General features: G+C 69.3%; 23 protein-coding genes. 11 read left to right on the top strand and 12 right to left on the bottom strand.

Annotation, left to right across the window (positions count from 1 at the left end; all coding sequences use genetic code 11):
- Window positions 1-40: 40 nt before the first annotated feature.
- The 8 genes from QGN31_RS04165 to QGN31_RS04200 form a co-directional block, all read right to left on the bottom strand.
- Complete coding sequence (locus QGN31_RS04165) at window positions 41-1,177, bottom strand: acyltransferase family protein (RefSeq protein ID WP_009952895.1); 1,137 nt, start codon at window positions 1,175-1,177, stop codon at window positions 41-43.
- A gap of 129 nt (window positions 1,178-1,306) precedes the next feature.
- Window positions 1,307-2,428, bottom strand: a complete 1,122-nt coding sequence (locus tag QGN31_RS04170) for an acyltransferase family protein (RefSeq protein WP_014385779.1) — start codon at window positions 2,426-2,428, stop codon at window positions 1,307-1,309.
- Between the two features lie 199 nt (window positions 2,429-2,627).
- Window positions 2,628-3,245, bottom strand: a complete 618-nt coding sequence (gene rfbC, locus QGN31_RS04175; RefSeq protein ID WP_036459800.1) for a dTDP-4-dehydrorhamnose 3,5-epimerase — start codon at window positions 3,243-3,245, stop codon at window positions 2,628-2,630.
- A 1-nt stretch (window position 3,246) separates the two neighbouring features.
- Window positions 3,247-4,242 (bottom strand): dTDP-glucose 4,6-dehydratase, encoded by a 996-nt coding sequence (gene rfbB, locus QGN31_RS04180; RefSeq protein WP_014381085.1) that lies wholly within the window; start codon window positions 4,240-4,242, stop codon window positions 3,247-3,249.
- 27 nt (window positions 4,243-4,269) lie between these two features.
- Window positions 4,270-5,136, bottom strand: a complete 867-nt coding sequence (locus tag QGN31_RS04185; RefSeq protein ID WP_014942872.1) for an LLM class F420-dependent oxidoreductase — start codon at window positions 5,134-5,136, stop codon at window positions 4,270-4,272.
- A 20-nt stretch (window positions 5,137-5,156) separates the two neighbouring features.
- Entirely contained in the window at window positions 5,157-6,005 is an 849-nt protein-coding gene (locus tag QGN31_RS04190; protein WP_014381083.1) for an LLM class F420-dependent oxidoreductase, read from the bottom strand.
- Window positions 6,006-6,044: 39 nt separating this feature from the next.
- Entirely contained in the window at window positions 6,045-7,571 is a 1,527-nt protein-coding gene (locus QGN31_RS04195; RefSeq protein WP_014385777.1) for an ATP-binding protein, read from the bottom strand.
- Window positions 7,568-9,232 carry an FAD-dependent oxidoreductase gene (locus tag QGN31_RS04200; RefSeq protein WP_014942871.1) on the bottom strand — a complete coding sequence of 555 codons (1,665 nt, stop codon included), beginning with the start codon at window positions 9,230-9,232 and terminating at the stop codon, window positions 7,568-7,570. The genes QGN31_RS04195 and QGN31_RS04200 overlap by 4 nt, the downstream gene beginning before the upstream one ends.
- Before the next feature lie 253 nt (window positions 9,233-9,485).
- Here QGN31_RS04200 and infA point away from each other — a divergent pair, with 253 nt between their 5' ends.
- The 8 genes from infA (at window position 9,486) to truA (ending at window position 14,106) form a co-directional block, all read left to right on the top strand.
- Window positions 9,486-9,707 (top strand): translation initiation factor IF-1, encoded by a 222-nt coding sequence (gene infA / locus QGN31_RS04205; RefSeq protein WP_003418601.1) that lies wholly within the window; start codon window positions 9,486-9,488, stop codon window positions 9,705-9,707.
- Window positions 9,708-9,758: 51 nt separating this feature from the next.
- The gene (gene rpmJ, locus QGN31_RS04210) at window positions 9,759-9,872 is read left to right on the top strand and encodes a 50S ribosomal protein L36 (RefSeq protein WP_003879483.1); all 114 of its coding nucleotides are present in this window, start codon (window positions 9,759-9,761) and stop codon (window positions 9,870-9,872) included.
- A 158-nt stretch (window positions 9,873-10,030) separates the two neighbouring features.
- Window positions 10,031-10,405, top strand: coding sequence for a 30S ribosomal protein S13 (gene rpsM, locus QGN31_RS04215; RefSeq protein ID WP_008260257.1), 375 nt, complete (start codon window positions 10,031-10,033; stop codon window positions 10,403-10,405).
- Window positions 10,406-10,411: 6 nt separating this feature from the next.
- Window positions 10,412-10,828, top strand: a complete 417-nt coding sequence (rpsK, locus tag QGN31_RS04220) for a 30S ribosomal protein S11 (protein ID WP_008260256.1) — start codon at window positions 10,412-10,414, stop codon at window positions 10,826-10,828.
- Between the two features lie 9 nt (window positions 10,829-10,837).
- On the top strand, window positions 10,838-11,443 hold the full coding sequence (gene rpsD, locus QGN31_RS04225; RefSeq protein ID WP_009952905.1) for a 30S ribosomal protein S4: 606 nt from the start codon (window positions 10,838-10,840) through the stop codon (window positions 11,441-11,443).
- A 76-nt stretch (window positions 11,444-11,519) separates the two neighbouring features.
- The gene (locus tag QGN31_RS04230; RefSeq protein ID WP_008260253.1) at window positions 11,520-12,563 is read left to right on the top strand and encodes a DNA-directed RNA polymerase subunit alpha; all 1,044 of its coding nucleotides are present in this window, start codon (window positions 11,520-11,522) and stop codon (window positions 12,561-12,563) included.
- Between the two features lie 57 nt (window positions 12,564-12,620).
- Window positions 12,621-13,268 carry a 50S ribosomal protein L17 gene (rplQ, locus tag QGN31_RS04235; RefSeq protein ID WP_014385775.1) on the top strand — a complete coding sequence of 216 codons (648 nt, stop codon included), beginning with the start codon at window positions 12,621-12,623 and terminating at the stop codon, window positions 13,266-13,268.
- Window positions 13,255-14,106: a tRNA pseudouridine(38-40) synthase TruA gene (truA, locus tag QGN31_RS04240; protein WP_080588042.1), complete on the top strand. Its 852-nt coding sequence runs from the start codon at window positions 13,255-13,257 to the stop codon at window positions 14,104-14,106. Before rplQ ends, truA begins: the two co-directional genes overlap by 14 nt.
- On the opposite strand, the gene QGN31_RS04245 is transcribed toward truA, so the two are convergent.
- Both QGN31_RS04245 and QGN31_RS04250 read right to left on the bottom strand, forming a co-directional pair.
- Window positions 14,103-14,738, bottom strand: coding sequence for a cutinase family protein (locus QGN31_RS04245; RefSeq protein WP_026071200.1), 636 nt, complete (start codon window positions 14,736-14,738; stop codon window positions 14,103-14,105). The two genes, truA and QGN31_RS04245, sit on opposite strands and share 4 nt — an antisense overlap.
- Window positions 14,739-14,780: 42 nt before the next feature.
- Window positions 14,781-15,662: a cutinase family protein gene (locus tag QGN31_RS04250; RefSeq protein WP_014385773.1), complete on the bottom strand. Its 882-nt coding sequence runs from the start codon at window positions 15,660-15,662 to the stop codon at window positions 14,781-14,783.
- A gap of 121 nt (window positions 15,663-15,783) precedes the next feature.
- Here QGN31_RS04250 and eccB point away from each other — a divergent pair, with 121 nt between their 5' ends.
- Window positions 15,784-17,157 (top strand): type VII secretion protein EccB, encoded by a 1,374-nt coding sequence (gene eccB / locus QGN31_RS04255; RefSeq protein WP_014385772.1) that lies wholly within the window; start codon window positions 15,784-15,786, stop codon window positions 17,155-17,157.
- On the opposite strand, the gene mycP is transcribed toward eccB, so the two are convergent.
- Window positions 17,122-18,438, bottom strand: coding sequence for a type VII secretion-associated serine protease mycosin (mycP, locus tag QGN31_RS04260; RefSeq protein WP_407558108.1), 1,317 nt, complete (start codon window positions 18,436-18,438; stop codon window positions 17,122-17,124). The two genes, eccB and mycP, sit on opposite strands and share 36 nt — an antisense overlap.
- On the bottom strand, window positions 18,435-19,844 hold the full coding sequence (gene eccD / locus QGN31_RS04265) for a type VII secretion integral membrane protein EccD (protein ID WP_014942870.1): 1,410 nt from the start codon (window positions 19,842-19,844) through the stop codon (window positions 18,435-18,437). The genes mycP and eccD overlap by 4 nt, the downstream gene beginning before the upstream one ends.
- Before the next feature lie 93 nt (window positions 19,845-19,937).
- Between eccD and eccCb the strand changes: the two genes are divergently transcribed.
- Entirely contained in the window at window positions 19,938-23,627 is a 3,690-nt protein-coding gene (eccCb, locus tag QGN31_RS04270; RefSeq protein ID WP_014942869.1) for a type VII secretion protein EccCb, read from the top strand.
- On the top strand, window positions 23,624-24,853 hold the full coding sequence (locus QGN31_RS04275) for a type VII secretion-associated protein (RefSeq protein ID WP_014385768.1): 1,230 nt from the start codon (window positions 23,624-23,626) through the stop codon (window positions 24,851-24,853). The genes eccCb and QGN31_RS04275 overlap by 4 nt, the downstream gene beginning before the upstream one ends.
- Window positions 24,854-24,872 lie beyond the last annotated feature (19 nt).

Consider the following 24,872-nt stretch of genomic DNA (forward strand, 5'->3'; position numbering starts at 1 on the left):
CCCGCTTCGCGGATATTACCGCCGTTGGAGACGACCCGGCCTAGGCGGTACCCGGGGCCTCCGTAGCCGGCCGGTCGGCCACGGCGTTGGCCGCGCTGACGGGGCCCGCCTCGTCGGAGCTGGACGGGACCGGAGCCGACCACTTGACCCGAAGCCGGCGTTTGAGGGACATCGAGGGTTTCTCGACGACGAACCAGCTGATCGCGGCGAGCGGCAGGGTGGCCGTGACCGAGGCAAGAAAGAACAGCACCGGGTGGAGGCGCGTCGCGAGTCCACAGACGGCCAGCAATTGCTGGGCCGGGAAGGCGTAAATGTAGACGCCATAGGACAAATCGGTGCGCAGCCTCAACCGTTCGCTCTTGAGCAAGGAGCCCGAGACGACGACGGCGTAGGCCAGCGGAAGCGCACCGACCACCCGGTAATCGGGCAGTAACCCGGACGCCGCCACGATCACGAGGCAGACCGCGACCAGCGACCATCGGGCGGGGATGACGTCTCGCCACTGATACATGACGGCTCCGGCCGCGAACATGATGGCCGCGCGCACCGCGAGCTGCGGAATGGTCCACACCCCGGGAAATGTCAGGGGCGGCAAGACCAACGCTCCCAGTGTTGCCACCGCCAAAACCACGGGGGATACCCAGCGACGATTGCCCAGTCCCGCCAGGCCGATAGCGGCAACGAACAAGTAGCACAGCAGTTCCCAGACCAACGACCACATCGAGCCGTTCCAGGTGTTTCCACCCGGTAGATCGTGCAGCGTTCCGTCGATCGTCGGCTGCAGGTAGGCGATCGCACTGTTTTTCAGGACGTACTCGAGCGGCGCGGTGGACCCCAGCAGCTTGGCGGCCGACCCCCCTTGAATCGCCACGCTGAGCGGGGCGAAAACGAACGCGGTTACGATCAGACAGACGTAGAAACCGGGCAGAATGCGAAGGGCGCGGGCGGTGAGGTAGTCACGCAGGCGCGGGTCGGTGAGCCAACTCCGGGTGATCAGGAAGCCGGAGATCGCGAAAAACCCGTCCACACCCACCGAGAAGAAAAGCTGCAGAGTCGACTTGGGGGGCATGTGTCCGGTGATCGGCCACGAATGGAACAGCATCACCTCGGCCGCCAGCGCCAGCCGGAGCGCGTTGAGCGCGTTTCTTCGCGGATCGAATACCTGTCCGAGCTTCATCTGCCTCCAACCCCCGTCACGCCACGCACCATCGGCGCCATCGTATCGGCCAGAGGCCGGTGGTCGGTGACAACCGGTGAAGCCGGTCGCGCCGTCGCGTGAGTCCTTGGGCTGTGGCCACGACCGCAGCTACGCGGCGCCCGTGACCTCCGGAGGCAGCACCATCGCCGCTTCGCGGGCACCCGCCGCTTTTCGTTTGATGCGCGCCTTCAGGGACCTCGCCGGCTTTTCGACAAGGAACCAGCTCGCCGCGGCCAGCGGCAGTGTCGCCGCCGCCACGGTGAGGCAGAACACGAACGGATTGAGGCTGAGCAAGCCGAGGACCGCCAAAAGCTGCTGCATCGGGTACGCGTAGATGTACATGCCGTAGGACACGTCGGTGCGTAATCTCAAGCGTTTGTTGTGCAGCAGGGAGCCGGAGACGACCACGGCATACGCCAGGGGGACGGCGGCCACCACCCGGTAATCCGGCAGCTGGCCGGCCAGCAACACGATGACCACGCTCACCGCGACCAGCGACCACCGCGCGGGAATGACATCGCGCCATTGGTACAGCAGCGCTCCCGCCGCAAACATGATTGCGGCGCGGCACGCCAGGAAGACGATGACGATGCCCACGTTGCCGGTCGGACGATTGAACACCTCGGGGAAGGTGACCGGTGGCATCATCGAGGCCCCGATCGCCGCGACCACCAAAATGGCCGGGGAAACCCACCGGCGGTTGGCGAGTCCGGCGACGCCGATGATCGCGACGACGAGATAGCACATCACTTCCCAGAACAACGACCACAGCGACGCGTTCCAGATGCCCGCGTTGGGAATGTCGTGCGGGGTGCCGCCGACGTCGGGCTTGAGCCACATCACCGCGATGTTCTTGAGGACATATTCGAACGGGGCGAACGAGAACAGCAGCCTGGCCGCGGAGCCGCCCTGGATCGCCACGCTCAGCGGGGCGAAGACGAACGCCGTCACGATCATGCAGACGTAGAAGCCGGGCAGGATGCGAAGCGCCCGCGCGGCCAGGTACGCGCGCAGCCGCGGGTTGCTGATCCAACTCGCGGTGATGAGAAAGCCCGAGATCGCGAAGAATCCGTCGACGCCGACGCAGAGCAGCAGCTGAAGAACCGCCCGCACCGAAGGCAGATGACCCCGGACCGGGTAGGTGTGCCAGAAGATGACCTCGCCCGCGAGCGCTAACCGCCATGCGTTGAGCGCATTGCTTCGCGGATCGAACACCTGCCCGAGTTTCATCGGCGCAATCCTAGCGCCACCGAATCCTGAATTGGGCCGGTTTACGGTACTGGTCCAATTCGGCGACCGCAATGGGAACGTTAATAGATATGCGTCTAATAGGCAGCTCAGGCGGTGCAAATGATTTTGCGCGCCGCGCGCGTCAACAATGGTGCGGGATAACGCACATCGCCTCAGATGGGCATGCCGATCACCCGCGTCAATTCGTGGGCTTTGCCCGCAAACCCTCGACGAACGCGTTCGTCTCCTCCCACGTGGGGAGTAGGCCGGAGGCGCGTACGTCGTCGAGGCTGGGGGCCGCCGCGTCGCGGTCGGACAGGGTGGGCGGCGCGCCGTCCACCAGCGGCCAATCGATCCCCAGCGCCGGATCGGTTGCGCAAATGGTGTGTTCGCGTTGCGGGTTGTATTCCGCCGAGCACAAGTACATCACCGTCGAATTGTCTTGCAGCGCCAGGAAACCGTGTCCGAGGCCCTCGGAGAGGTAGATCGTCCTGTGCTCGGTGTCGTCGAGCAGCACCGAGTCCCACTGACCGAATGTCGGTGAGCCCACCCGGATGTCGACGACGACGTCGAATACCGCCCCGCGCACGCAGGTCACGTACTTGGCCTGGCTCGGCGGTACCTGGGCGAAGTGCAGGCCGCGCAGCACGCCGGCCGATGACACCGAGCAATTGGCCTGCCGAACATCCAACCGGTGACCGGCGAAGGACCTGAATCCCTTGTCGGTCAGCCATTCGAAGAAATGACCCCGCGAATCGCCATGAACGGCGGGGGTGATCTCCCAGGCGCCGGGAACTTTCAGCTCGCGAACTTCCACGTCACTGCCCACGTTCTTCGTAGCGGGCTTCGGAGGCGTCCTTCAACGGGCGCCACCATGATTCGTTCGCGCGGTACCAGTCGATGGTCTCACGCAGCCCCTCCTCGAAGTCGGTATGCTTTGGCGCCCAACACAATTCGTCGTACAGCGTCGATGGGTCGATCGCGTAGCGCAGGTCGTGGCCGGCGCGATCGGTGACATGGTCGAAGTCGTCGGGTTCGCGGCCCATCATCTGCAGCAGCGTCCGCAACACGGTCAGGTTGTCGCGCTCGCCCTCGGAGCTGATCAAATACGTCCGGCCGATCTCGCCGGATTCCAGGATGCGCCGCACCGCGCTGTTGTGGTCGTCGACGTGGATCCAGTCCCGGACGTTGGCGCCGGCGCCGTAGAGCTTGGGTCGCCGCCCGGTGAGCACGTTGGTGATCTGCCGCGGGATGAACTTCTCGACGTGCTGATACGGCCCGTAGTTGTTGGAGCAGTTCGAGATCGTCGCGCGCACCCCGTATGACCGCACCCAGGCCCGCACCAGCATGTCGGCGGCGGCCTTGGTCGCCGAATAGGGGCTGGACGGGTTGTACGGCGTCGCCTCGGTGAACCGCTGGGGGTCGTCGAGCTCCAGGTCGCCGTAGACCTCGTCGGTCGAGATGTGGTGCAGCCGCACGCCGTAACGCCGCACCGCTTCGAGGATGGTGAAGGTGCCGACCACGTTGGTGTGCAGGAACGGCTCGGGGCCCTCCAGCGCATTGTCGACGTGGCTCTCCGCGGCGAAGTGCACCACGGCGTCGGATTCGGCGACCAGCCGCGACACCAGTTCGGCATCGGTGATGTCGCCGACCACCAGCTCGATGGCGTCCTCGACGCCGGCCAGTGACTCGCGCCGGCCCGCATAGGTCAGGGCGTCGAGCACGGTCACGGAGTCCTCGGGGTGCTCGCGAACGGTGCTGTGCACGAAATTGGCGCCGATGAAACCAGCGCCGCCGGTGACCAGTAACCGCATGCCCCAAACCCTAACCGAGCCGATGGGTCAGTTTGCGGCAGTTAGCCCCAGAGCGCCGGCCAATTCGGTCAGCGCAGGTAGCAGGGTTTCTTCGGAATAGCCGCCCAGCACCTGGATGGCCACGTGGTCGGCTCCGGCGTCCAGGTGCTCGCGCAGCCGGCCCGCGATCGCCTCCGGGGTGCCGTGGGCGACCACCGCGTCGATCAGCCGGTCGCTGCCGGGCGTGCGCACATCGGCTTCGGTGAACCCCAGCCGCAGCCAATTGTTCACGTAGTTGCTCAGGCCCAGATAATGCTCGACGGTCTGGCGGCCGATCTCGCGGGCCTGTTCGGCGTCCGTGCTCAGCACCACCTTGTGCTCGGGCGCCAAATACACTGCCCCGCCGAGCAACTCGCGTGCCTTGGCCGTGTGTTCCGGGGTGGTCAGGTAGGGATGTGCGCCGGCGCTGCGTCGCGCGGCGAGCCGCAGCACCCGCGGCCCGAGCGCGGCGACCACCCGGCGGCTGGTCGGCACCAGCGCCGCGTCGAGTTCGTCGAGGTAGGAGACCAGGGCGTCGTACGGTTTGACGTACTCCTGGGTGTGCTCGGGGTGGCCGACCCCGACGCCGAGCAAAAACCTTCCCGGGTGGTGAGTTTCGATGCGGCGGAACGACTCGGCGACGGCCGCGGCGGGCGCCGACCAGATGTTGACGATTCCGGTGGCCAGCTGCAGCGACGTCGTGCGCGCCAGGGCCGGTTCGACCCAGGACAACTCGGCGTCCGGCGAGCCGCCGATCCAGGCGGCGCCGTAGCCCAGCGATTCGATCTGCGCCGCCAACTCGGGCTCGATGGATCGCGTCGGCAGCCACACGCCGAACTGGCCCAGGTCGGGCTTGAGCGAAACTCCCTCGATCATCCAGCTCCCCCTGCCGGTCGTCAGGACGGATTCAGTCCCAGTGGCCCCGCCAGTTCGGCCAGCGCCGAGACCAGGTTTTCATCCTTGGTCAGGACCTGCACCGGGACGTGGTCGGCGCCGGCCTCGAGGTGCTCGGTGAGCCGCGCCGCGATCTGGTCCACGGTGCCATAGGCCACCACCGCGTCCACCAGCCGGTCGCTGCCCGGCCGGGTGACCTCGTCCTCGCCGAAACCCAGCCGCTTCCAGTTGTTTCGGTAGTTGGCGAGATTGAAATAGACGTCGAGCGCCTTGCGGCCGACCGCCCGCGCCTTCTCGGCGTCGGTGGTCAGGATCGCCTTGTGCTCGGGGGCCAGGAACGCCGACGGGCCGATGATCTCGCGGGCCCGCGCGGTGTGTTCCGGCGTGGTCAGGTACGGGTGTGCCCCGGCGGAGCGCTCCGCGGACAGCTTGAGCACGCGCGGCCCGAGCGCGGCGACGACCCGGCGGTTGGCGGGCACCCCGTAGTCGTCGAGCTGCTTCAGGTAGTCCACCAGGGCGTCGTAGGGCTTGCGGTACTCGGTATGAGCCTCGGGATGGCCGACGCCGATGCCGAGCAGGAAGCGGCCCGGGTACGCCTTGTCGATGCGGTGGAAGGACTCGGCGACCGGCTTGGCGGCCGCGGTCCAGATGTTGACGATGCCGGTGCCCACCTGAAGCGTCGTCGTGGCTTCCAGGAGGGGTTCGACCCAGGACAGCTCGGCGGGAGGCGACCCGCCGACCCAGACGGCCCCGTAGCCCAGCGCCTCGATGTCCTTGGCCTGCTGGGGTGTGACGCCGCGTCCGAACGATCCGAACCGGCCGAGATCGGGCTTGCTTGCTGCATCGGTCATGGTCTTCCCAACCGGGCGCGGTGCGGCCCTATTCCAGTCCTATTCCGGGGTCGTGACGTTTTCTTCCGGGCCGTCGAGGTCGGGGGCGACGTCGGCGGCGGGCGGTTGCAGCGGCAGCAGCACGATGAATCGGGTGTCGCCGGGCGCCGATTCCACCCGCAGGTCCCCGCGATGCTTCTTGACCACGATGTTGAACGCCAGATCCAGGCCCAGGCCGGTACCCTCGCCGAACGGCTTGGTGGTGAAGAACGGCTCGAAGATGTGCTCCCGCACGTCCTCGAGTATGCCCGGGCCGGTGTCGCAGATCTCGACGCGGGCCATGTGCTCGCCTTCCCGGCAGGTGCGGATGGTCAGCGTGCCGCCGGTATCGCGCATCGCGGCGATCGCGTTGTCGATGATGTTGGTCCACACTTGATTGAGATCACCCGGATAGCAAGGGATTTCGGGAAGCGACTGGTCGAAGTCCTTGACCACGGCGATGGCGTGCGAGTTTTTGCCGCCGTCCTTGGTCAGCCGGTCGGCGAACATCACCAGCGTGCTGCGCAGCAGCTCGTGCACGTTGGTCACCTGGAACGGCGCGCGATCCAGCTGCGAATACTGTTTGGCGTCGGCGACCAGGGCCGAAATCCGTTTGCTCGCTTCGAGGATCTGGTTCATCAGCAGTTCGCTCTCGATGGTGTAGTTGATCCACCGGATCGCCTGCTCCGCCGATGTCGACGCGAGCTCCTCGCTGACCGCGGAAATCCGCTCCAGCCAATCGGTGTCGATGCCGCCCTCGACGAACGTCGGCGCGATGTCCCAGCCGCCGTCGATGCCGTGGGCTTCCAGCCAGTCGCCGACGGCGTCCTCGCGGTCGGCGGTCTCCAGCGCACTCAGATGCTGCGAGGCGGACTTGGCGACCTGCTCGGCGACCCTCTCCTGCAGCCGGACCAGGGCGCTGAGCGCCTCGGGGGAGACGGTGCCGTCGGCGAGCATCGCCAGCTTGTGCCGCATGCTGGCCACCCGTTCGCGCAGATCCGACGCGGCCCGCGAGATCGCCGCGGCCGGGTTGTTGAGCTGGTGGGTCAGCCCGGCCGACAGCCGGCCCAGCGCCAGCAGCTTCTCCCGGTTGTCGATGATGCGGCGGGTCCGGTCGGTGCCGACGGCGATGCCGTCGAGCAGGTGGACGGCCATCGGGAACTGGTCGCGCATGAATTGGGCGAACACCGGGGCGTCCATCACGAAGAACCGCGACGGCCGGGTCACGTGCACCGAGGCGTCGTAGCTCTTCTGCTTTCCGCCGGTGAACGCCCGCCAGGCCCCGCAGTACACGCCGCGCTGCGAGGTGCGGTTGGTCTCGATGTCCTGGCCGCCGGAGAGCTTGGACATCATCAGCTCGCCCTCGATCAGCACGTAGAAGCAGGTCGCCGGTTCGCCTTCGACGCAGATCGGGCCCGGTTCGTAGGTTTCGATGTGGCCCGCCGCGCACAGCACCGCAAGCTGCTCGTCGGTGAGCGCCTCGAACAGAAACAGGCTGCGCAGCTCGTCGGGCTCGCAGGGGACCTTGATCGATTCGGCGCCGGTCATGATTCGGCCAGGTAGCGGTGGACCAGCATCACGGCCATCGACCCTTCGCCGACGGCGGCCGCGACCCGCTTGGCCGACGTCGAGCGGACGTCGCCGGTGGCGAAGACCCCCGGCACGCTGGTTTCGAGCTGATGCGGCGGGCGGTCCAGCGTCCAGCCGCACACGTTGCGCAGGTCGGGGCCGGTCAGGATGAAACCGTGGTCGTCTCGGGCCAGCACCCCGTCCAGCCAGTCGGTGCGCGGGGCGGCCCCGATGAAGATGAACATCCGGCCGCAGGTGACGTCCTCGGTCTCGCCGGTCCGGTTGTTGACCAGGCTCAGCTGCTCGAGGTGGCCGTCGCCGGTGGCGCGCTGCACCTCGGTGCAGGTCAGCACGTTGATCTTGGGGTTGGCCTCGATCTGCTGGATCAGGTAGTAGGACATCGACGCCTCCAGGGAGGGGGCGCGCACCACGATGTTGACCGATTTGGCCGTGCGCGACAGGTACATGGCGGCCTGCCCGGCCGAGTTGGCCCCGCCGATCACGTAGACCTCTTCGTCTTCGCACTCCGCGGCGATGGAGACCGCCGCCCCGTAGCAGATGCCGCAGCCGGTCAGCTCGGCGCACCCTTCGGCGTCCAGCTGGCGGTAGGCGACGCCGGTGGCCAGGATGACCGCGTGAGCGTCGATCGAGCCGCCGTCGGCGAAGCGCACGGTGCGCTTGGACCCGTTCACCTCGAGGGCGGTCGCCTTGCGGGCGGTGATCAATTCGGCGCCGAACTTCTCGGCCTGGCGGCGGGCGCGGTCGGCCAGCTGGCCGCCCGAAACCCCGTCCGGGAAGCCCAGGTAGTTCTCGATGCGCGAGCTCTGCCCGGCCTGACCGCCCGTCGCGATGTGTTCGATGAGCACCGTGCGCAGGCCCTCGGAGGCGCCGTACACCGCGGCGGCCAGGCCCGCGGGCCCGCCGCCGACCACGATCAGGTCGTAGAACTCCTGCGACGGCGTGGTGGTCAGGCCCAGGGTCTCGGCCAGCTGCGCGTCCGTGGGTTCGACGAGGGTGTCGCCGCGCTGGGTGACCACCACCGGCAGCCGCAGTCCGTCCTCGCCCGCCGCGTTGAGCAGCCGCTCGCCGGCGGGCTCGTCGGCCATGAACCAGGTGTAGTAGAGGCCGTTGCGGGCCAGGAAGTCGCGCACCTGCCAGGACCGCGCCGACCAGCGGTGGCCGATCACCTTGGTGTGCGGGACGGGGTGCTCGGGGGCGGCCCGCCAGGCGTCCAGCAACCCGTCGATGACGGGGTAGAACTTCTCCTCGGGCGGGTCCCACGGCTTGAGCAGGTAGTGGTCCAGGTCGACGACGTTGATCGCGTCGATGGCGGCGTGCGTGTCGGCGTAGGCGGTCAGCAACACGCGGCGCGCCGCCGGATACAGGTCCATCGCCTGCTCGAGGAACTCGATGCCGCTCATCTGCGGCATCCGGTAGTCGGCGATGAGCAGCGCGACCGTCTCGCCGCGCAGTTTGAGCTCCTTGAGGGTGCCCAGCGCGTCGGGCCCCGACTCCGCGCGCACGATCCGGTGGTCCTCGCCGTAATGACGACGCAGGTCGCGCGCGACCGCCCGCGAAACCGAGGGGTCGTCGTCGACGGTGAGCATGACGGGCTTGCGCTGGCTTGAGGGGTTGGTCATCGGCGTTAAGTATGCGCTCGTCAGCGGGCGTGTGGGAGGTCGAGCGGGCGGCCCGCCTTCCGCCGACAGCGATTTTGGTGGACGCCGATGACCAGGTATCGTGGAACGACGGTGCGGCATCCGCGCCGACTTTCGGTGTGTCCAGTCCTAGGAATTTCCTGTCACCGGCTCACGTTACAAGTCGGTGCGCCATGTCGCGCCGATCTGGGCGCAGACGCGAACGAGACTAAACGATGAGGATTCTTAACTAGTTATGGCCAAGAAAGACGGCGCCATCGAGGTCGAAGGCCGCGTGGTCGAGCCGCTGCCCAATGCGATGTTCCGCATTGAGCTGGAGAACGGTCACAAGGTGCTTGCCCACATCAGTGGCAAGATGCGGCAGCACTACATCCGCATCCTGCCCGAGGACCGGGTGGTGGTGGAGTTGTCTCCCTACGACCTGTCCCGGGGCCGCATCGTGTACCGGTACAAGTAACAAGCCCGATCAGAACAACCTACGAACGACACAGAACAGGATCGAACAGCCGTGAAGGTGAACCCGAGCGTCAAGCCAATCTGTGACAAGTGCAGGGTGATCCGTCGGCACGGGCGGGTCATGGTGATCTGCTCCGATCCGCGCCACAAGCAGCGCCAAGGCTGAGCCAGGCGCCCCGCGGTACCAACACAACTGAATGCAGACCTCCCAGCACCACTGAGCGAATACGTCGCTCATCCACGCCCGGACGGAGGCCGGGCCCCGGATAGATCGGGAACGGGCTGGGATCAGACCTCCGCCGAGAAAAAGAGGAAACGCCACCTATGGCTCGACTAGTAGGCGTCGATCTGCCGCGTGACAAGCGGATGGAGATCGCGCTGACGTACATCTTCGGCGTCGGCCGGACCCGTTCGAACGAGATTCTCGAAGCGACCGGGATCGACAAGAACCTGCGCACCAGGGACCTCACCGACGACCAGCTGACCCACCTGCGCGACTACATCGAAGCCAACCTGAAGGTGGAGGGTGACCTGCGCCGCGAGGTCCAGGCCGACATCCGCCGCAAGATCGAGATCGGCTGCTACCAGGGCCTGCGGCACCGCCGCGGCCTGCCGGTGCGCGGCCAGCGGACCAAGACCAACGCGCGCACCCGCAAGGGCCCCAAGCGCACCATCGCCGGCAAGAAGAAGGCCAGGTAACCCCCCATGCCACCAGCCAAGAAGGCAGCGTCCGCCCCCAAGAAGGGGCAGAAGACCCGTCGCCGGGAAAAGAAGAACGTCCCGCACGGCGCCGCCCACATCAAGAGCACGTTCAACAACACGATCGTGACGATCACCGACCCGCAGGGCAACGTCATCGCCTGGGCGTCGTCGGGTCACGTCGGGTTCAAGGGCTCGCGGAAGTCGACGCCGTTCGCCGCGCAGCTGGCCGCCGAGAACGCGGCCCGTAAGGCGCAGGAGCACGGCGTCAAGAAGGTCGACGTGTTCGTCAAGGGACCGGGCTCGGGCCGGGAGACCGCGATCCGGTCGCTGCAGGCCGCCGGACTGGAGGTCGGCGCGATCTCCGACGTCACCCCCCAGCCGCACAACGGCGTTCGCCCCCCGAAGCGCAGAAGGGTCTAGGAGATACTCATGGCTCGTTACACCGGACCCGTCACCCGCAAGTCGCGCCGGCTGCGCACCGACCTCGTCGGTGGCGACCAGGCGTTCGAGAAGCGCCCCTACCCGCCCGGCCAGCACGGCCGCGCGCGGATCAAGGAAAGCGAATACCTGCTGCAGCTGCAGGAGAAGCAGAAGGCCCGCTTCACCTACGGCGTGATGGAAAAGCAGTTCCGCCGCTACTACGAAGAGGCCGTGCGGCAGCCCGGCAAGACGGGTGAAGAGCTGCTGCGGATCCTGGAAAGCCGGCTCGACAACGTCGTCTACCGCGCCGGACTGGCGCGCACCCGCCGGATGGCACGCCAGCTGGTCAGCCACGGACACTTCAGCGTCAACGGCGTGCACGTCAACGTCCCCAGCTACCGGGTGTCGCAGTATGACATCATCGACGTGCGGGACTCCTCGCTGAACACCGTGCCGTTCCAGATCGCGCGGGAGACGGCGGGCGACCGGCCGATCCCGAGCTGGCTGCAGGTCGTGGGGGAGCGTCAGCGCATCCTCGTCCACCAGCTGCCCGAGCGGGCACAGATCGACGTCCCACTCACCGAGCAGCTCATCGTCGAGTTCTACTCGAAGTAAGTGACTTTCGGGCCGGCCGGCCCGAAAACCCAACGGCATCAAATAGCGGGTGCCGAGAAGGAGAAGAAGAAACACCATGCTGATCTCTCAGCGACCCACACTGTCGGAGGAAGTCCTCACCGACAACCGCTCCCAGTTCGTCATCGAGCCGCTGGAGCCCGGATTCGGTTACACCCTGGGCAATTCGCTGCGCCGGACGCTGCTGTCCTCGATTCCGGGTGCGGCCGTCACCAGCATCCGCATTGACGGCGTGCTGCACGAGTTCACCACCGTGCCCGGCGTCAAGGAAGACGTCACCGCGATCATCCTGAACCTCAAGAGCCTGGTGGTGTCCTCCGAGGAGGACGAGCCCGTCACGATGTACCTGCGCAAGCAGGGTCCGGGCGAGGTCACCGCGGGCGATATCGTGCCCCCCGCCGGTGTCACGGTGCACAACCCCGACCTGCACATCGCGACGCTGAACGACAAGGGCAAGCTCGAGGTCGAGCTGGTCGTCGAGCGGGGCCGTGGCTACGTGCCGGCCGTTCAGAACCGGGCTTCAGGCGCCGAAATCGGCCGCATCCCAGTCGATTCCATCTACTCGCCGGTGCTCAAGGTCACCTACAAGGTGGACGCCACCCGTGTCGAGCAGCGCACCGACTTCGACAAGCTGATCCTCGATGTCGAGACCAAGAGTTCGATCAACCCCCGCGATGCGCTGGCGTCCGCGGGCAAGACCCTGGTCGAATTGTTCGGTCTGGCACGCGAACTCAACGTCGAGGCCGAGGGCATCGAGATCGGGCCGTCGCCGGCGGAGGCCGACCACATCGCGTCGTTCGCGCTGCCGATCGACGACCTGGACCTGACGGTGCGGTCCTACAACTGCCTCAAGCGCGAGGGCGTGCACACCGTCGGCGAGCTGGTGTCGCGCACCGAGTCCGACCTGCTGGACATCCGCAACTTCGGTCAGAAGTCCATCGACGAGGTGAAGGTCAAGCTGCACCAGCTGGGCCTGTCGCTCAAGGACAGCCCGGCGAGCTTCGACCCCTCGCAGGTCGCGGGCTACGACGTCGCCACCGGCACCTGGTCCACCGAGGCCGCCTACGACGACCAGGACTACGCGGAAACCGAACAGCTGTAGCAGTTCCGTCCCGGTCCTACCTGATACGGGGACCGGCCCCAATTAGGAGAAGTCGCAATGCCCAAGCCCACCAAGGGCCCTCGCCTCGGCGGGTCGTCATCGCACCAGAAGGCCCTTCTGGCCAACCTGGCGACGTCGCTGTTCGAGCACGGCCGTATCAAGACGACCGAGCCCAAGGCGCGTGCGCTGCGGCCGTATGCGGAAAAGCTGATCACCCACGCGAAAAAGGGTGCGCTGCACAACCGTCGAGAGGTGCTGAAGAAGATCCGCGACAAGGACGTCGTGCACACCCTGTTCGAGGAGATCGGGCCGTTCTTCGCCGACCGCAACGGCGGCTACACCCGGATCATCAAGGTCGAGCCGCGCAAGGGCGACAACGCGCCCATGGCCGTGATCGAGTTGGTGCGGGAGAAGACGGTCACCTCCGAGGCCGATCGGGCCCGCCGGGTGAAGGCGTCCAAGAAGTCTGACGCTCCTGTCGCGGCAGCGGCGGCGCCTCAGGCCGCCGTCGAGCCTGAGGAAGCCGTCGGGCCGACGGCCGAGGAAGCCACCGCCGAGGCCGGGGAGACCAAGCCCGAGACCGAGGCCTCCGACGAGCCGACCAAGGCCCAGGCCGAAGCCGAAGACAAGGCCGACAAGGCCGTGGCCGCGAGGGCCGAAGCCGAGGCCGCCGAGAAGGCGAACGACGAGGCTGACGAGAGTTAGCGAGGACGTCCGTCTGCGGCTCGATATCGCCTACGACGGAACAGGTTTCGCAGGCTGGGCAACTCAGACCGGCCAGCGTACCGTGGCCGGGGTTCTCGACGAGGCGCTGACGACCATCTTCCGCACACCCGTGCGGCTGCGGGCGGCGGGACGCACCGATGCCGGAGTCCACGCCACCGGGCAGGTGGCCCATGTCGACGTGCCCGCGGCGGCCCTGCCGAACGCGTACTCGCGTGCACCGCACGTCGGTGAGGCGGAGTTTCTGCCGTTGCTGCGCCGGCTGGGCCGGTTCCTGCCGACCGACGTCCGGGTCGTCGACATCGTCCGCGCCCCTGCGGGTTTCGACGCCCGGTTCTCGGCGCTGCGGCGTCACTACGTGTACCGGCTGTCGACGGCGCCGTGGGGTGTGGATCCGCAGCAGGTCCGCTACGTCACCGCCTGGCCGCGCCCCCTGGACGTCGAGGCCATGGCCACCGCCTCGCCGGACCTGTTGGGATTGCACGACTTCGCCGCGTTCTGCCGTCACCGCGAGAACGCCACCACCATCCGCGACCTGCAGCGGCTGGAGTGGACGCGCGAGGGTGACCTGATCACCGCGCGGGTCAGCGCCGACGCGTTCTGCTGGTCGATGGTGCGCTCCCTGGTCGGGGCGCTGCTGGCCGTCGGCGAACACCGGCGTCCCGTCTCCTGGTGCCGCGAACTGCTCAGCGCCACAGCCCGATCCAGCGACTACGCGACCGCCCCGGCGCACGGGCTGACACTGGTCGGCGTCGACTACCCGCCCGACGACCAGCTGGCCGCGCGCAACCTCATCACCAGGGACGTGCGCTCGCGCTAGACCCTCGCCGCGGCGAAACTCGCGGCTTTGTTGGTCAATCCGGGCACGTAGCTCAAATGCGACGCCCACCGCAGGCCGCCCGAACAGATCGGGTCGCCCGGGTTGCACAGGTCGATGGTCTTGCCCTCGAAATTCGGGCTCAGCGCGCTCATCAGGTTTCCCGCCCGGCCGGACGGATTCCCGAAGAGAGCGACGGCGGCGACGTGATCGGCGGCCGCCGGCGGCAACGGCCTGCGAAACCCGAAGCCGGACACCGGTGCGGCCGTGACGATGTCGATGACGGCGGCCCCCTGCGAGTAGCCACCCAGCACCAGCTTGGTGTTGGGGCAGTTCACCGCCATGCGCTGGATGTGGCTGCTCGCGTCGTTGGCGCCGTCCGCGGCGGCCAGGAAGTCCTTGTCGGCGGGATAGTTCACGCCATATGCGCCAACGCTTTTACGGGTCTGCTCGCGCAACGAGTTGACGAACGCCCCGCCCACCTTCCCGACACCGGGCGCCTCATCCGTTCCCCGGGCAAACACCACTTCAACGCCGGGGCAGGACGCCGATGCACGGGGAACCAATTGCGGGGCAACCAATAACGCTGCCCCCGCGAGCAATCCGACGCCCAGCCCTAAAGGGATAAGCCTCACACAGAGATGTTAAGCGCGCGTTGATAACCCGCCGGTAACGATTTAGACGAGAGGTGCTTGCGGTACGGACGTGACCGGCCCGGGCGCGAGCGGCGCGGGCGCCGGGGCGGTGCCGGTGCCGCCGTGGATCGAGGGGCCCGACCCGGGCGGGGTCTGCCCGTACACCGGCGTCTGCTGGCCGTACCCGGGCTGGCCCGGAACCTGCGGGCCGGCGCCGGGGAACGACGGGCCGTACCCGGGCACCGACTGGCCGGCGCCGACGAGCCGGGACGCGACGAACGCCGCGGCCTGGGTGGTGTAGACGGGGACGTAGCCCTCGGTGTGCCCACTCCACTCGTTGCCGGGGCCCGCGTGGCAGATCGGGTCGTTGGGGTTGCACAGGTCGATGGCCTTGGAGCCCAGCAGCTTGCTCTGGCTGGGCAACGTGCCGCCGGCGCGGTCGGCCACGTCGCCGAAGGTGGCGACGGCCGCGATGTTGTCGGCGTACTGCGGCGGCAGCGAGTTGCCCCAGTTGATTCCGCCGATGGGCACGCCGGCCACGATGTCCATCACCGAGGCGCCCTGCGAGTAGCCGCCCAGCACGATCTTGGTGCTCGGGCACTTCTCCACGCTTTTCTTCACGCGGTCGATGGTGTCGTTGGCGCCGTCACCGCCGTGCAGCTGCAGCTTGCTGGCGGCGTAGTTCACGCCGTAGGGCAGGATGTTCAGCCCGCCCGTCTGCTGACGCAGCGAGTCCACGAAGGCATCGCCAACCCGGCCCAGGCCGGGGGGCTCGTTGGTGCCGCGGGCGAAGATGACCTCGACGTCCGGGCAGTCATCGGCGGAGGCGACCGGCGTCGCAGCCGGTGCGGCGAGGAGGCCGGCGGCGGTCACCAGGGCCGAAGCGCCCAGGCCGACGAGGCGAGCTGCACGGTGAGTTTTCACCGGGCAATTTTACCCAATTTCGGCCGGGGCGAAACTCCTGCGACCTGTGGATAAGCGCTCCGGCGGGGCCGTTCGGCGGCCTACCGTGGGCCCAGACGGATTTCGCAGGGTGGGGGGATCAGTGCCGCGTCAGCCGACCACGTGGCTGCGCGTCAGCGCTCACCGATACCTCGTGCGCCGCACCGAATGCGCGTTGCTGGGCGAGGCGATATACCCGACCGGTCCCCGGGCGCGGATGCCGTCGGCATCGCTGGCAGCCGGCTGTGTGGTCACGGTCCTCGCACTGGCGGGCTGTGCGCTGCTGGGTTTGCTGAGCCCGCACGTCGCGTTGGATCGGGCGCAGATCGTGATGTCCCGGGACTCGGGTGCGCTGTTCGTTCGAGTGGGCGATGTCTGGCATCCGGTGCCGAACCTGGCCTCCGCGCGGCTCATCGCGGGGAGCGCCGCCGATCCGCAGCCGATCCGCGAGGCCGACCTGGAGCGCGCCAAACGCGGCCCGCTGCTGGGCATCCCGGGTGCACCGCAATTCGTCGGCAGGCCCCTGCCCGCGCAGGAACTGGCCTTCTCGATGTGCGACAGCGATGACGCCAGCAGCACGACGGTCGTCGTCGGCCCCGTCGCCGACAACGGGGTCACCCGCATGCCCCCCGGGCAGGCCGTCCTTGCCGCGGTCTCCTCGGGTTCGCCGGCCTATCTGCTCTACGACGGGCACCGGGCCATTGTGGACCTGGAAGACGCGGCCGTCGTGCGGGCGCTCCGACTCGAGGGCCACGCGCCGCGGCTCGTCTCGCAAGCGTTGCTGAACGCCATGCCCGAGGCGCCGCCGATCTCGGCGCCCCGCATCCGCGGCCTCGGGGGCGCCGCGCCCGGGCTGCCGGGGTTTCGCGTCGGCAGTGTGCTTCGCGTCACACGCGCCGACGGTGACGAGTATTACGCGGTGCTGGCCGACGGCGTGCAGCGGATCGGCCAGGTCGCCGCCGACCTGATGCGCTTTGGCAGCTCCCAGGGCACGGTCAGTCCCATCACCGTCGCGCCCGCGGCGATCCGGGCCGCGCCCGTCGTCGCCGAGCTGCCCGTGGCCGGTTTCCCCGACCGGGCGCCGACGCTGCCGGAGGCCGCCGGCACGTTATGCGCCAGCTGGGCGGGCGGGCGAGCGGGGGTGGCTTTGCTGGCGGGGGGCCGGCTGCCCGTGCCGCCCGGTCAGGCGGCGGTGACGCTGGCGCAGGCGGATGGCCGGGGCCCCGCGCTGGATGCCGCGTACGTGCCGACCGGCCGCAGCGCCTACGTGCGGGCGGGCGACAAAGCCGGCACCCGCTACCTGATCGTCGACACCGGGGTGCGATTCGCCATCCCCGACGACGACGCCGCGCACGATCTCGGCCTCTCCGAGCCGACCCCGGCGCCCTGGCCGATCCTCACGCTCTTGCCGGCGGGACCGGAGCTGAGCAGACGCGGCGCGTCAATCGCCCGGGACGCGGTCGCGGGCTCCCCGTAACCGGCTTCTGACCGCTCCGGCGGCGAGCGCGACCGTCAGCGCGACGAGGCAAACCGCGGCGCCGCGCACCGCGGTGTCCCGGGCGCGGGTATCGCGCGATCGGGTCGTCGGCGGCGACACGGCGGCCGGCGCCGCGGCAGGCGGCGGCTTGGGAGTGGTGGCGGGCGGGCCCGTCCCGGTGCTGACCGCGGCGAGCGGATCGATGGTGCCGTTGCCGACGAGCGGATCCCACCCCGCGGGCGGATGATGCGCGGTCGACTCGATGCGCTGCATCACCTGCCGCGCGGTCAGCGCCGGGAAGCGGGCCCGGATGAGAGCGGCCAGACCGCTCACCACCGGGACGGCATAACTCGTGCCCGACACCGGATCCGGCGCGAGGGAGGCCACGGCCTCGCCGGGCGCGGCGACATCGACCCAAGGTCCGGCAAGGCTGAAACCCGAGGGAGCCCCTTCGGCGTTCACCGAACCGACGGTCAGCACGTAGTCGTCGTACCACGCGGGACTGACCGCGACCGTGATGGTCTGCCAGGTGGCGTCCGGTCGCTGCGGCGGGCACTGCGCGGCGCCGCCGGTATTCCCCGCCGCCGCAACCACGACGGCATTCTTGACGTCGACGGCGTAGGCCAGCGCGGCGCCCAGCGCGCGGTCGTCGAGCGCGGCGGCCACCGGAACGCACGCCACCGAGGAAATGTTGATCACCGACGCGCCCAGATCCGCTGCGGTCCGAACGGCTTTCGCCATGGTGTCGACGTCACCCACCCCTGAGCGGGACCGGTCGGTGGCGGGCGCGAACTTCGCGCTGGACTGCCGAATGCTGATCAACGTGGCCTCCGGAGCGATCCCGCTGAAGCCGTCCGACTTGGAATCCGCCGCGGCCGCAATGATTCCCGCGACCAGCGTGCCGTGCGCGTCGCAGTCCTGCGTGCCGTCGCCGGTCGACACGTAGTCACCCCCGGGCACCACGTCGGGCAGCCGGCGGTGCCGCGAGACCCCGGTGTCGATCACCGCGATCCGTTGTCCGGCGCCGCGGGTGAGGCGCCACACCTCCGAGAGATCGAACGCCCCGGGCGGCTGGTTACGGCCCGGCCTCGAGTCGCGCGTCAGCGCCGCGCAGACCTCGCGCTGCACGGTCGGCCGCGTCGGCGCGGGCAAGGCGGGCTGGGGCAGCCACTTGTCGTCGATGCCGGGTGGCGAAACCGCCTGCGCCGGCGGCGTTCCGAACGCGGCGAGCATCGTCAGCGCCGACACCGCGAACACGCGCCCAACGTGCGAGTTCCTCACGTGAGATGCAATCCCCGGACCGCGCCGTAGAGCCCGCTGATCCAGCAGGCCAGCGGGACCAGTGCCGACCACGCCAGCCACTCGAGCACTTCGACACATCGGAGCGCGACGGGCGAGGAGGGTGTCGCGGCAAACCCGAGGTACATCGCGGCGGCGGCCAGCGCCGTCGCCGCCGCGAGGAGCGGTCCGGGCATCTGCATGCGCAGTACCGTGACGCCGAAGGTCGTTGCCGCGATGAGGGTTCCGCCGATGGCAAAGCTCAGCAGCCCGGCGCCTGCGCCGGACCTGCAGCGCAGCAGGAACAGGGCGGCGGTGACGGTCCCGAACGCCATGCAGGACAGCCGCGGTGCGCCGGCGAGCACGGTGAGAGCGGCGCCGACGCCGGCCGACGACGACAGCCCCGCGCGCAGGCTCACCAACCACCGGTCGGCGCGGATCGCTTGCGCGGGCACCCGCGAGTCACTCGGGCCGGGGACAGCGAAGTCCGCCGTCGCAAATCGGGGCGACAACCCCGCCAGCGCAATGGACATGCGCGGCGCCGCCCCGAGCAGACCGAGCGACAGGACCGCGGATGCCGACGCGATGACATGCACAGGCGCGGCGGTGATCGCGCCCACCAGCGCCGCCGCGGCGACGGCCGCCGCGAAGCACGCCGCCGCCGTCAACGCGACGACGCCGCAGCCCGACAGCCGCATCGCCAGCACGGCGGTGACGGCCGCCGCCGCCGCGGCCAGCAACACGTTGGAAACGCTTGGGCCACCGGGCACCATCACAAACCCGGCCACCGCCGCGAAGACGATGGCGATCACGCTCAGCGCCAGCCCGGCGATCGGGTCTCGGTAGGCCCGGTGCGCGACCGCGGCAAGCCCGAGCGCGACGAGGGCGGCCGATCCCAAAGCGGCGCCCGTCATCCCTTCGTCTCGAGGGTGGCTGTCGCTGAAGGTGTTTCGGACCAAAGCCAGCCCGCCAACCGCCGTCAGGACGACGGCCGCAGTCGCTCCGCAGAGCCGGGTGACCCGCCGGGTTGCGGCACCGCCACGCAACCGAGCGGGCCCCTCCAGCGTGGCCGCCACCTCCCGCGCGATGTCGACGTAACGCGGCGCGGGTAACGGCACGGAGGGTGTGCTCAGCACCAAGACCGCGCCGTCGCCGATGCGGTTCTGCGCCAACGTCGTCGACGGGTTCAGCGCGGACGCGCCGGGGATCGACACCTGGTAGCGCACCGCCTCCTGGTCGGCGGGACGGACCCCGAGGGCGTCGATGAGCGACGGAATCAACACCGCGACAGGCACTCCGGCGGGCAGCACCAGATCGGCGACGGCGGTGCCCCAATGAACGCGGACCCGGCACAGCCCGGTATCGGATGCAGCCAACGGCGGTCCCTTCGGTCGGATCCTGGCGAACATAGCCGGGTTTCGACGTCCCGGCATCCGGCTGTCCACAGGTGACTTGTCGCCGTTTTCGGTGCTCCCTACCGTCGTCGAACTGGAGGCGATGCGATGACCGAGATGTTGGTGCCCGAGGCACAACAGGCGCCAATCGTGGTCGAGGCGCCACCGGACCTGCCGCCACCGGCGGGGCCCGGCCTACTGCCCCGCCTGCTGCCGGTGGCGATCTCCGTGGTGAGCATCGGCATCATGGCCGCCGCGTTCGCGTCGGGGACCGCCATGGCCCGCACCCCCGTGTTCCTGGCCTTCCCGCTGATGATGCTGGTCTCGGCCCTGGCGTCCGGGCTGACCGGCCGGGCCCACCGGCGCGGCGATGGCATCGATGCCGACCGCGGACGGTATCTCGACTACCTGAGTCGGCTCAGTCAATCCGTATCCGAGGTCGCTATGGCGCAGCGCGCGTGCGCCATTCGGCGTCATCCCCATCCCGACACACTGTGGACGTTGATCGGCGGCGCTCGGATGTGGCAGCGCGGACCGGGCGACGCGGACTTCTGCGTCGTGCGGCTGGGCACGGGACCTCAGCCGCTCGCCCGTCGTTTGGTGGCGCCGGAGCTCGCCGCCGAGGAGCTTCGCGATCCGGTCACCGACACGGCGTTGCGCCGGTTCCTCCACGCATATTCGACAGTCGTTGCGCCGGTACCGATCGACCTGCGGGACGGATCGCTGGTGACGATCGACGGCGACGCGAGGGCCGCGCGTGGCTTGCTACGCGCGATGATCTGCCAGCTCGCCGTGCAGCATGCGCCCGATCAGGTGCGGATCGCCGCCGCGGTCAGCGAGCCGCATCGCGCCCACTGGGAATGGCTGAAATGGTTGCCGCACAACCAACATCCCGGCGATTCCGACGCGGCCGGTCCGGTGCGGATGGTCTATTCGGATGCCGCGCAGGTGCAGGGCGCGCTCGCGGGCGTTGCGGCGACCCGGGTGGTGGTGGTCGCCGAGCTGGACGAGGGTCCCACCGCGCTCGGCGGCGCCACCACCATCGCGATCGGCGGCGGCAATGACGGTGCGCCGCTGACGATCCGGCGCTCCGGCGAGGCCGCGCCGGTTTCTTGCCCCGACCGGATGGAGCCCGTCGACGCGCTGGTGTGCGCCCTCCGGCTGGCCGGTCATCGGGGGAGAGCGGGGGGCGGTGATCCCGGTTGGCCCGGATTGGTCGGTCTGCGCGACGTGCATCGTTTCGACCCGGCGACGCTATGGCGCGGCCAGGCGCGCCGCGACCGCCTGCGCGTCCCCATCGGCACCACCATGCAGGGCGCACCGCTCGAGCTGGACATCAAAGAGCCGGCCGAGGGCGGGATGGGCCCGCATGGGCTCTGCATCGGTGCAACCGGGTCGGGAAAATCGGAGCTGTTGCGGACCATCGCGCTGGGCATGATGGTCCGTAACTCCCCGCTGACGCTCAACCTGTTGCTCATCGACTTCAAGGGCGGGGCAACCTTTCTCGACTATGCGCGAGCGCCACACGTGGCCGCCGTGATCACCAACCTGGCCGACGACGCGCCGCTGGTGAGCCGCATGCGCGACGCGCTGGCCGGCGAGATGAATCGTCGCCAGCAGCTGCTGCGCACGGCGGGCTGCGTCAGCGTCGAGGCCTACGAAGGCGCGCGCCGCAGCGGCGACCCGCCTGAGCCGCTGCCGGCCCTGCCGACGCTGTTCATAATCGTCGACGAGTTCTCCGAATTGCTCAGCCAGCAACGAGATTTCGCCGACACCTTCGTGGCGATCGGTCGTCTCGGCCGATCCCTGGGCATGCACCTGCTGCTGGCCAGCCAGCGCCTCGACGAGGGACGGCTACGCGGGCTCGAGGCCCACCTGTCGTACCGCCTGTGCCTGAAGACCCTGTCCGCCGCCGAATCCCGCACGGTGCTGGGCAATCTCGATGCGTACGAGCTGCCCGCCGCGCCCGGCGCCGGCTTCCTGCGGATCGGCGGCGGCGAACCGATTCGCTTCCAGGCCGCCTCGGTTTCGGGACCGCTGCGGACGGACGCTTCCCCGGATAAGGCCCCCGCCGCGGCGCGCTCGACCCAGGCGTTCACGACCCGCGTCACCGGCGCGGTCCGTCGCACCCACCGGGCGAACATGACTTCCCCGCCGGCCATCTACCATGCGGTCCTGGACCGGCTGCGCGGCCAGGGGCCGCCCGCGCACCGGGTTTGGCTGCCCCCGCTGGGGCCGGCGCCGCAGCTGCACACCCTGCTGCACAGCGCGGAGCCCACGCCGGCCGGCCTGACCGCCGTCCCCATCGGCCTTGTCGACCGCCCCTTCGAACAGCGCCGAACGCCACTGATGATCGACCTGTCCGGGGCCGCCGGCAACGCGGCGATCGTCGGGGGGCCCCAATCCGGCAAGTCGACGGCGCTGCGCACACTCATCACCGCCCTGGCGGCCACGCACGACGCGAGCCAGGTGCAGTTCTACTGCTTGGATTTCGGTGGCGGGACGCTGTCGTCGGTGCGGTCGTTGCCGCACGTCGGTGCGGTCGCCGGCAGGGCCGAGTCCCGACTCGTCGGGCGGATCGTCGCCGAATGCGAGTCGGTCGTGCGGCGGCGTGAAGCCATATTCGGTGAGCACGCGATCGGCTCGATCGCCGACTATCGCCGGCGGGCCGCAGCCGGCGTCGCCAACGATGATCCGTTCGGCGACGTCTTCCTCGTCATCGACGGCTGGGCAACCGTGCGCCAGGAATTCGAGGCGCTGGAGGCCTCGATCACCGCCCTTGCGACCCATGGGCTTTCGTTCGGTGTGCACGTGGTGTTGTCTGCGTCGCGCTGGGCCGACGTCAGGCCGTCGCTGCGGGATCAGCTCGGCACCCGCGTCGAGTTGCGGCTCGGCGATCCCGCCGACTCCGAACTGGACCGCAAGGCCGCCGCGCACGTCCCGCACGACAGCCCGGGACGGGGGCTGTCCCGGGACGGCCTGCACATGGTGGTCGCAAGGCCCGTAGCCGAGGTGCTCGCCGGTCACTCGGTTGCGCCGCCGATACCGCTCTTGCCCGATCACGTGGACCGCGAGACCTTGGTGCGCGGGTCGGGAGCCGAGCTTCGCGCCCAAGTGCTGCTCGGCCTGCGAGAGCGCGAACTGCGCCCGGCGGCAATAGATTTCGACGGTCAGCCGCATCTGGTGATCCTCGGCGACAGCGCGTGCGGGAAGACGGCGACGCTGCGTACCTTGTGCCGTGAGCTGGTCCGGACGAAGACCGCCGCGCAAGCACAGCTGTTGATCGTCGACTTCCGGCGCACGCTGCTCGGCGTTGTCGAGTCGGAGCATCTCCGCGGGTATGCGATGTCGCCGGCCGCGTTGGCCGCGCTGCTGCCCGACGTGCTCGCCCTGCTGAGCGCACGAATGCCGCCGCCCGACGCGAGCCAGGCCGAGTTGCGCAGCCGCTCGTGGTGGTCCGGGCCGCAGATCTACGTCGTGGTCGACGACTACGACCTGGTCGCCACGCCGACGGAAAATCCGCTGGGACCGATCGCCGAATTCCTGCCCTACGCACAAGATTTGGGATTGCACCTCGTCGTCGCCCGGCGCGGCGCCGGGGCGGAGCGCGCGATGTTCGAGCCGGTGCTCGCGGGTCTGCGTGACCTCGGTTGCATGTCGCTGATGATGAGCGGATCTCCCAGCGAGGGCGCGCCGTTCGGCCGCGCTCGGCCGGCGCAATTGCCGCCGGGCCGCGGCTTGCTGACCAACCGTACCGGCGACGAAGACCTCGTCCAGGTGGCTTGGAGCCCGCCGTGAGCGAACACCGTCCGATCATCGAGGCCGGGCCGGGCACTATCCGCCGGTTATGTTGTGGCACAGGACCGATCGACGAGGGCGAGACGGCCGACGTCATCCGGTCCGCCCTGGACGCGATAGACGACCGCGTCGCGCTGGTGGGGGAGCGGCCGGTAACCGTCGACGCGTTGTGGGAGGCCGCGCTGCGGGCGGCAACCTGCGGAACCGCCGACGGCATGGTCGTCGTGCACCCGTCCTGGTGGTCCTCCTCGCGCGTGGGCGTGGTGACCGCGGCCGCCGCGAGGGTGGCCGGCGCGGTGCGGACGCGCCCGCGATCATGGCTGCTGACGCGGGCGTCTCGCGCGGAACCGACGGTGGCGGTGGAAATCGCCGAGCGGCTGGTGGCGGTCACCGCGAGCGAGATCACCGCCGTACCGCGCAACGCCGATCCGCAATCCGTCGCCGAAGCCGTCGCGGATGTCATCGCCGGCGCGGCCCCCGCGGCGGTGGTGATCGACACGCCGAGCACGGTCGCCGGGGCGTCGCCGCTGGCGGCGTCGATCATCCACGGGCTACGCGGGAGCGGGCCGTCGGCACCAAGTGTGCTGGAAATCAACCATATTCGCTTCACCCGGCTTGCGCGGGCGTCCTTCCCGGTGCGCCCGCTGCCGTCGGGGGCGCGTCCCACCGCCCGCCCGTCGCGGGTGCGGGCCCTGGGCACACTGGGGGCCGCCGCCATCGTCGTCGCCGCGGCGGCGCCGGCTGCGATGGCGCCGGACCGGCGTGGCGTAGTGCCCCCGACGCGAGTAGAGGCCACGCCCACGACGTTTTTGGTGGAAGGCCGGGTGGCGCTGTCGGTCCCGGCGACATGGCCGGCGCGACGGGTGGTCACCGGGCCGGGCTCGGCGCGGGTCCAGGTCACGTCTCCGGCCGATCCCGAGGTCGCGCTGCACATCACCCAGTCGCCGGTGGCCGGCGAGACGCTCAGCGGCACCGCCGAACGGTTGAAACGCGCGATCGACGTCGAGCCCGCCGGGCTGTTCGTCGACTTCAACCCGTCCGGTACCAGCGCGGGCCGGTCGGCGGTGACCTACCGCGAGGTGCGCCCGGGTCATGAGGTGCGCTGGACGGTGCTGCTCGACGGCCCCCTGCGGATCAGCGTCGGATGCCAGAGCAGACCCGGCGACGAGGGCGGGGTCCGCGATGCGTGCGAGCAGGCGGTCAGATCCGCCCACGCGATCGGATGACAATTCGTGGAACCGAACG

Source organism: Mycobacterium sp. 2-64 (genome assembly GCF_035918375.1).
Classification (GTDB): Bacteria; Actinomycetota; Actinomycetes; order Mycobacteriales; family Mycobacteriaceae; genus Mycobacterium; species Mycobacterium intracellulare.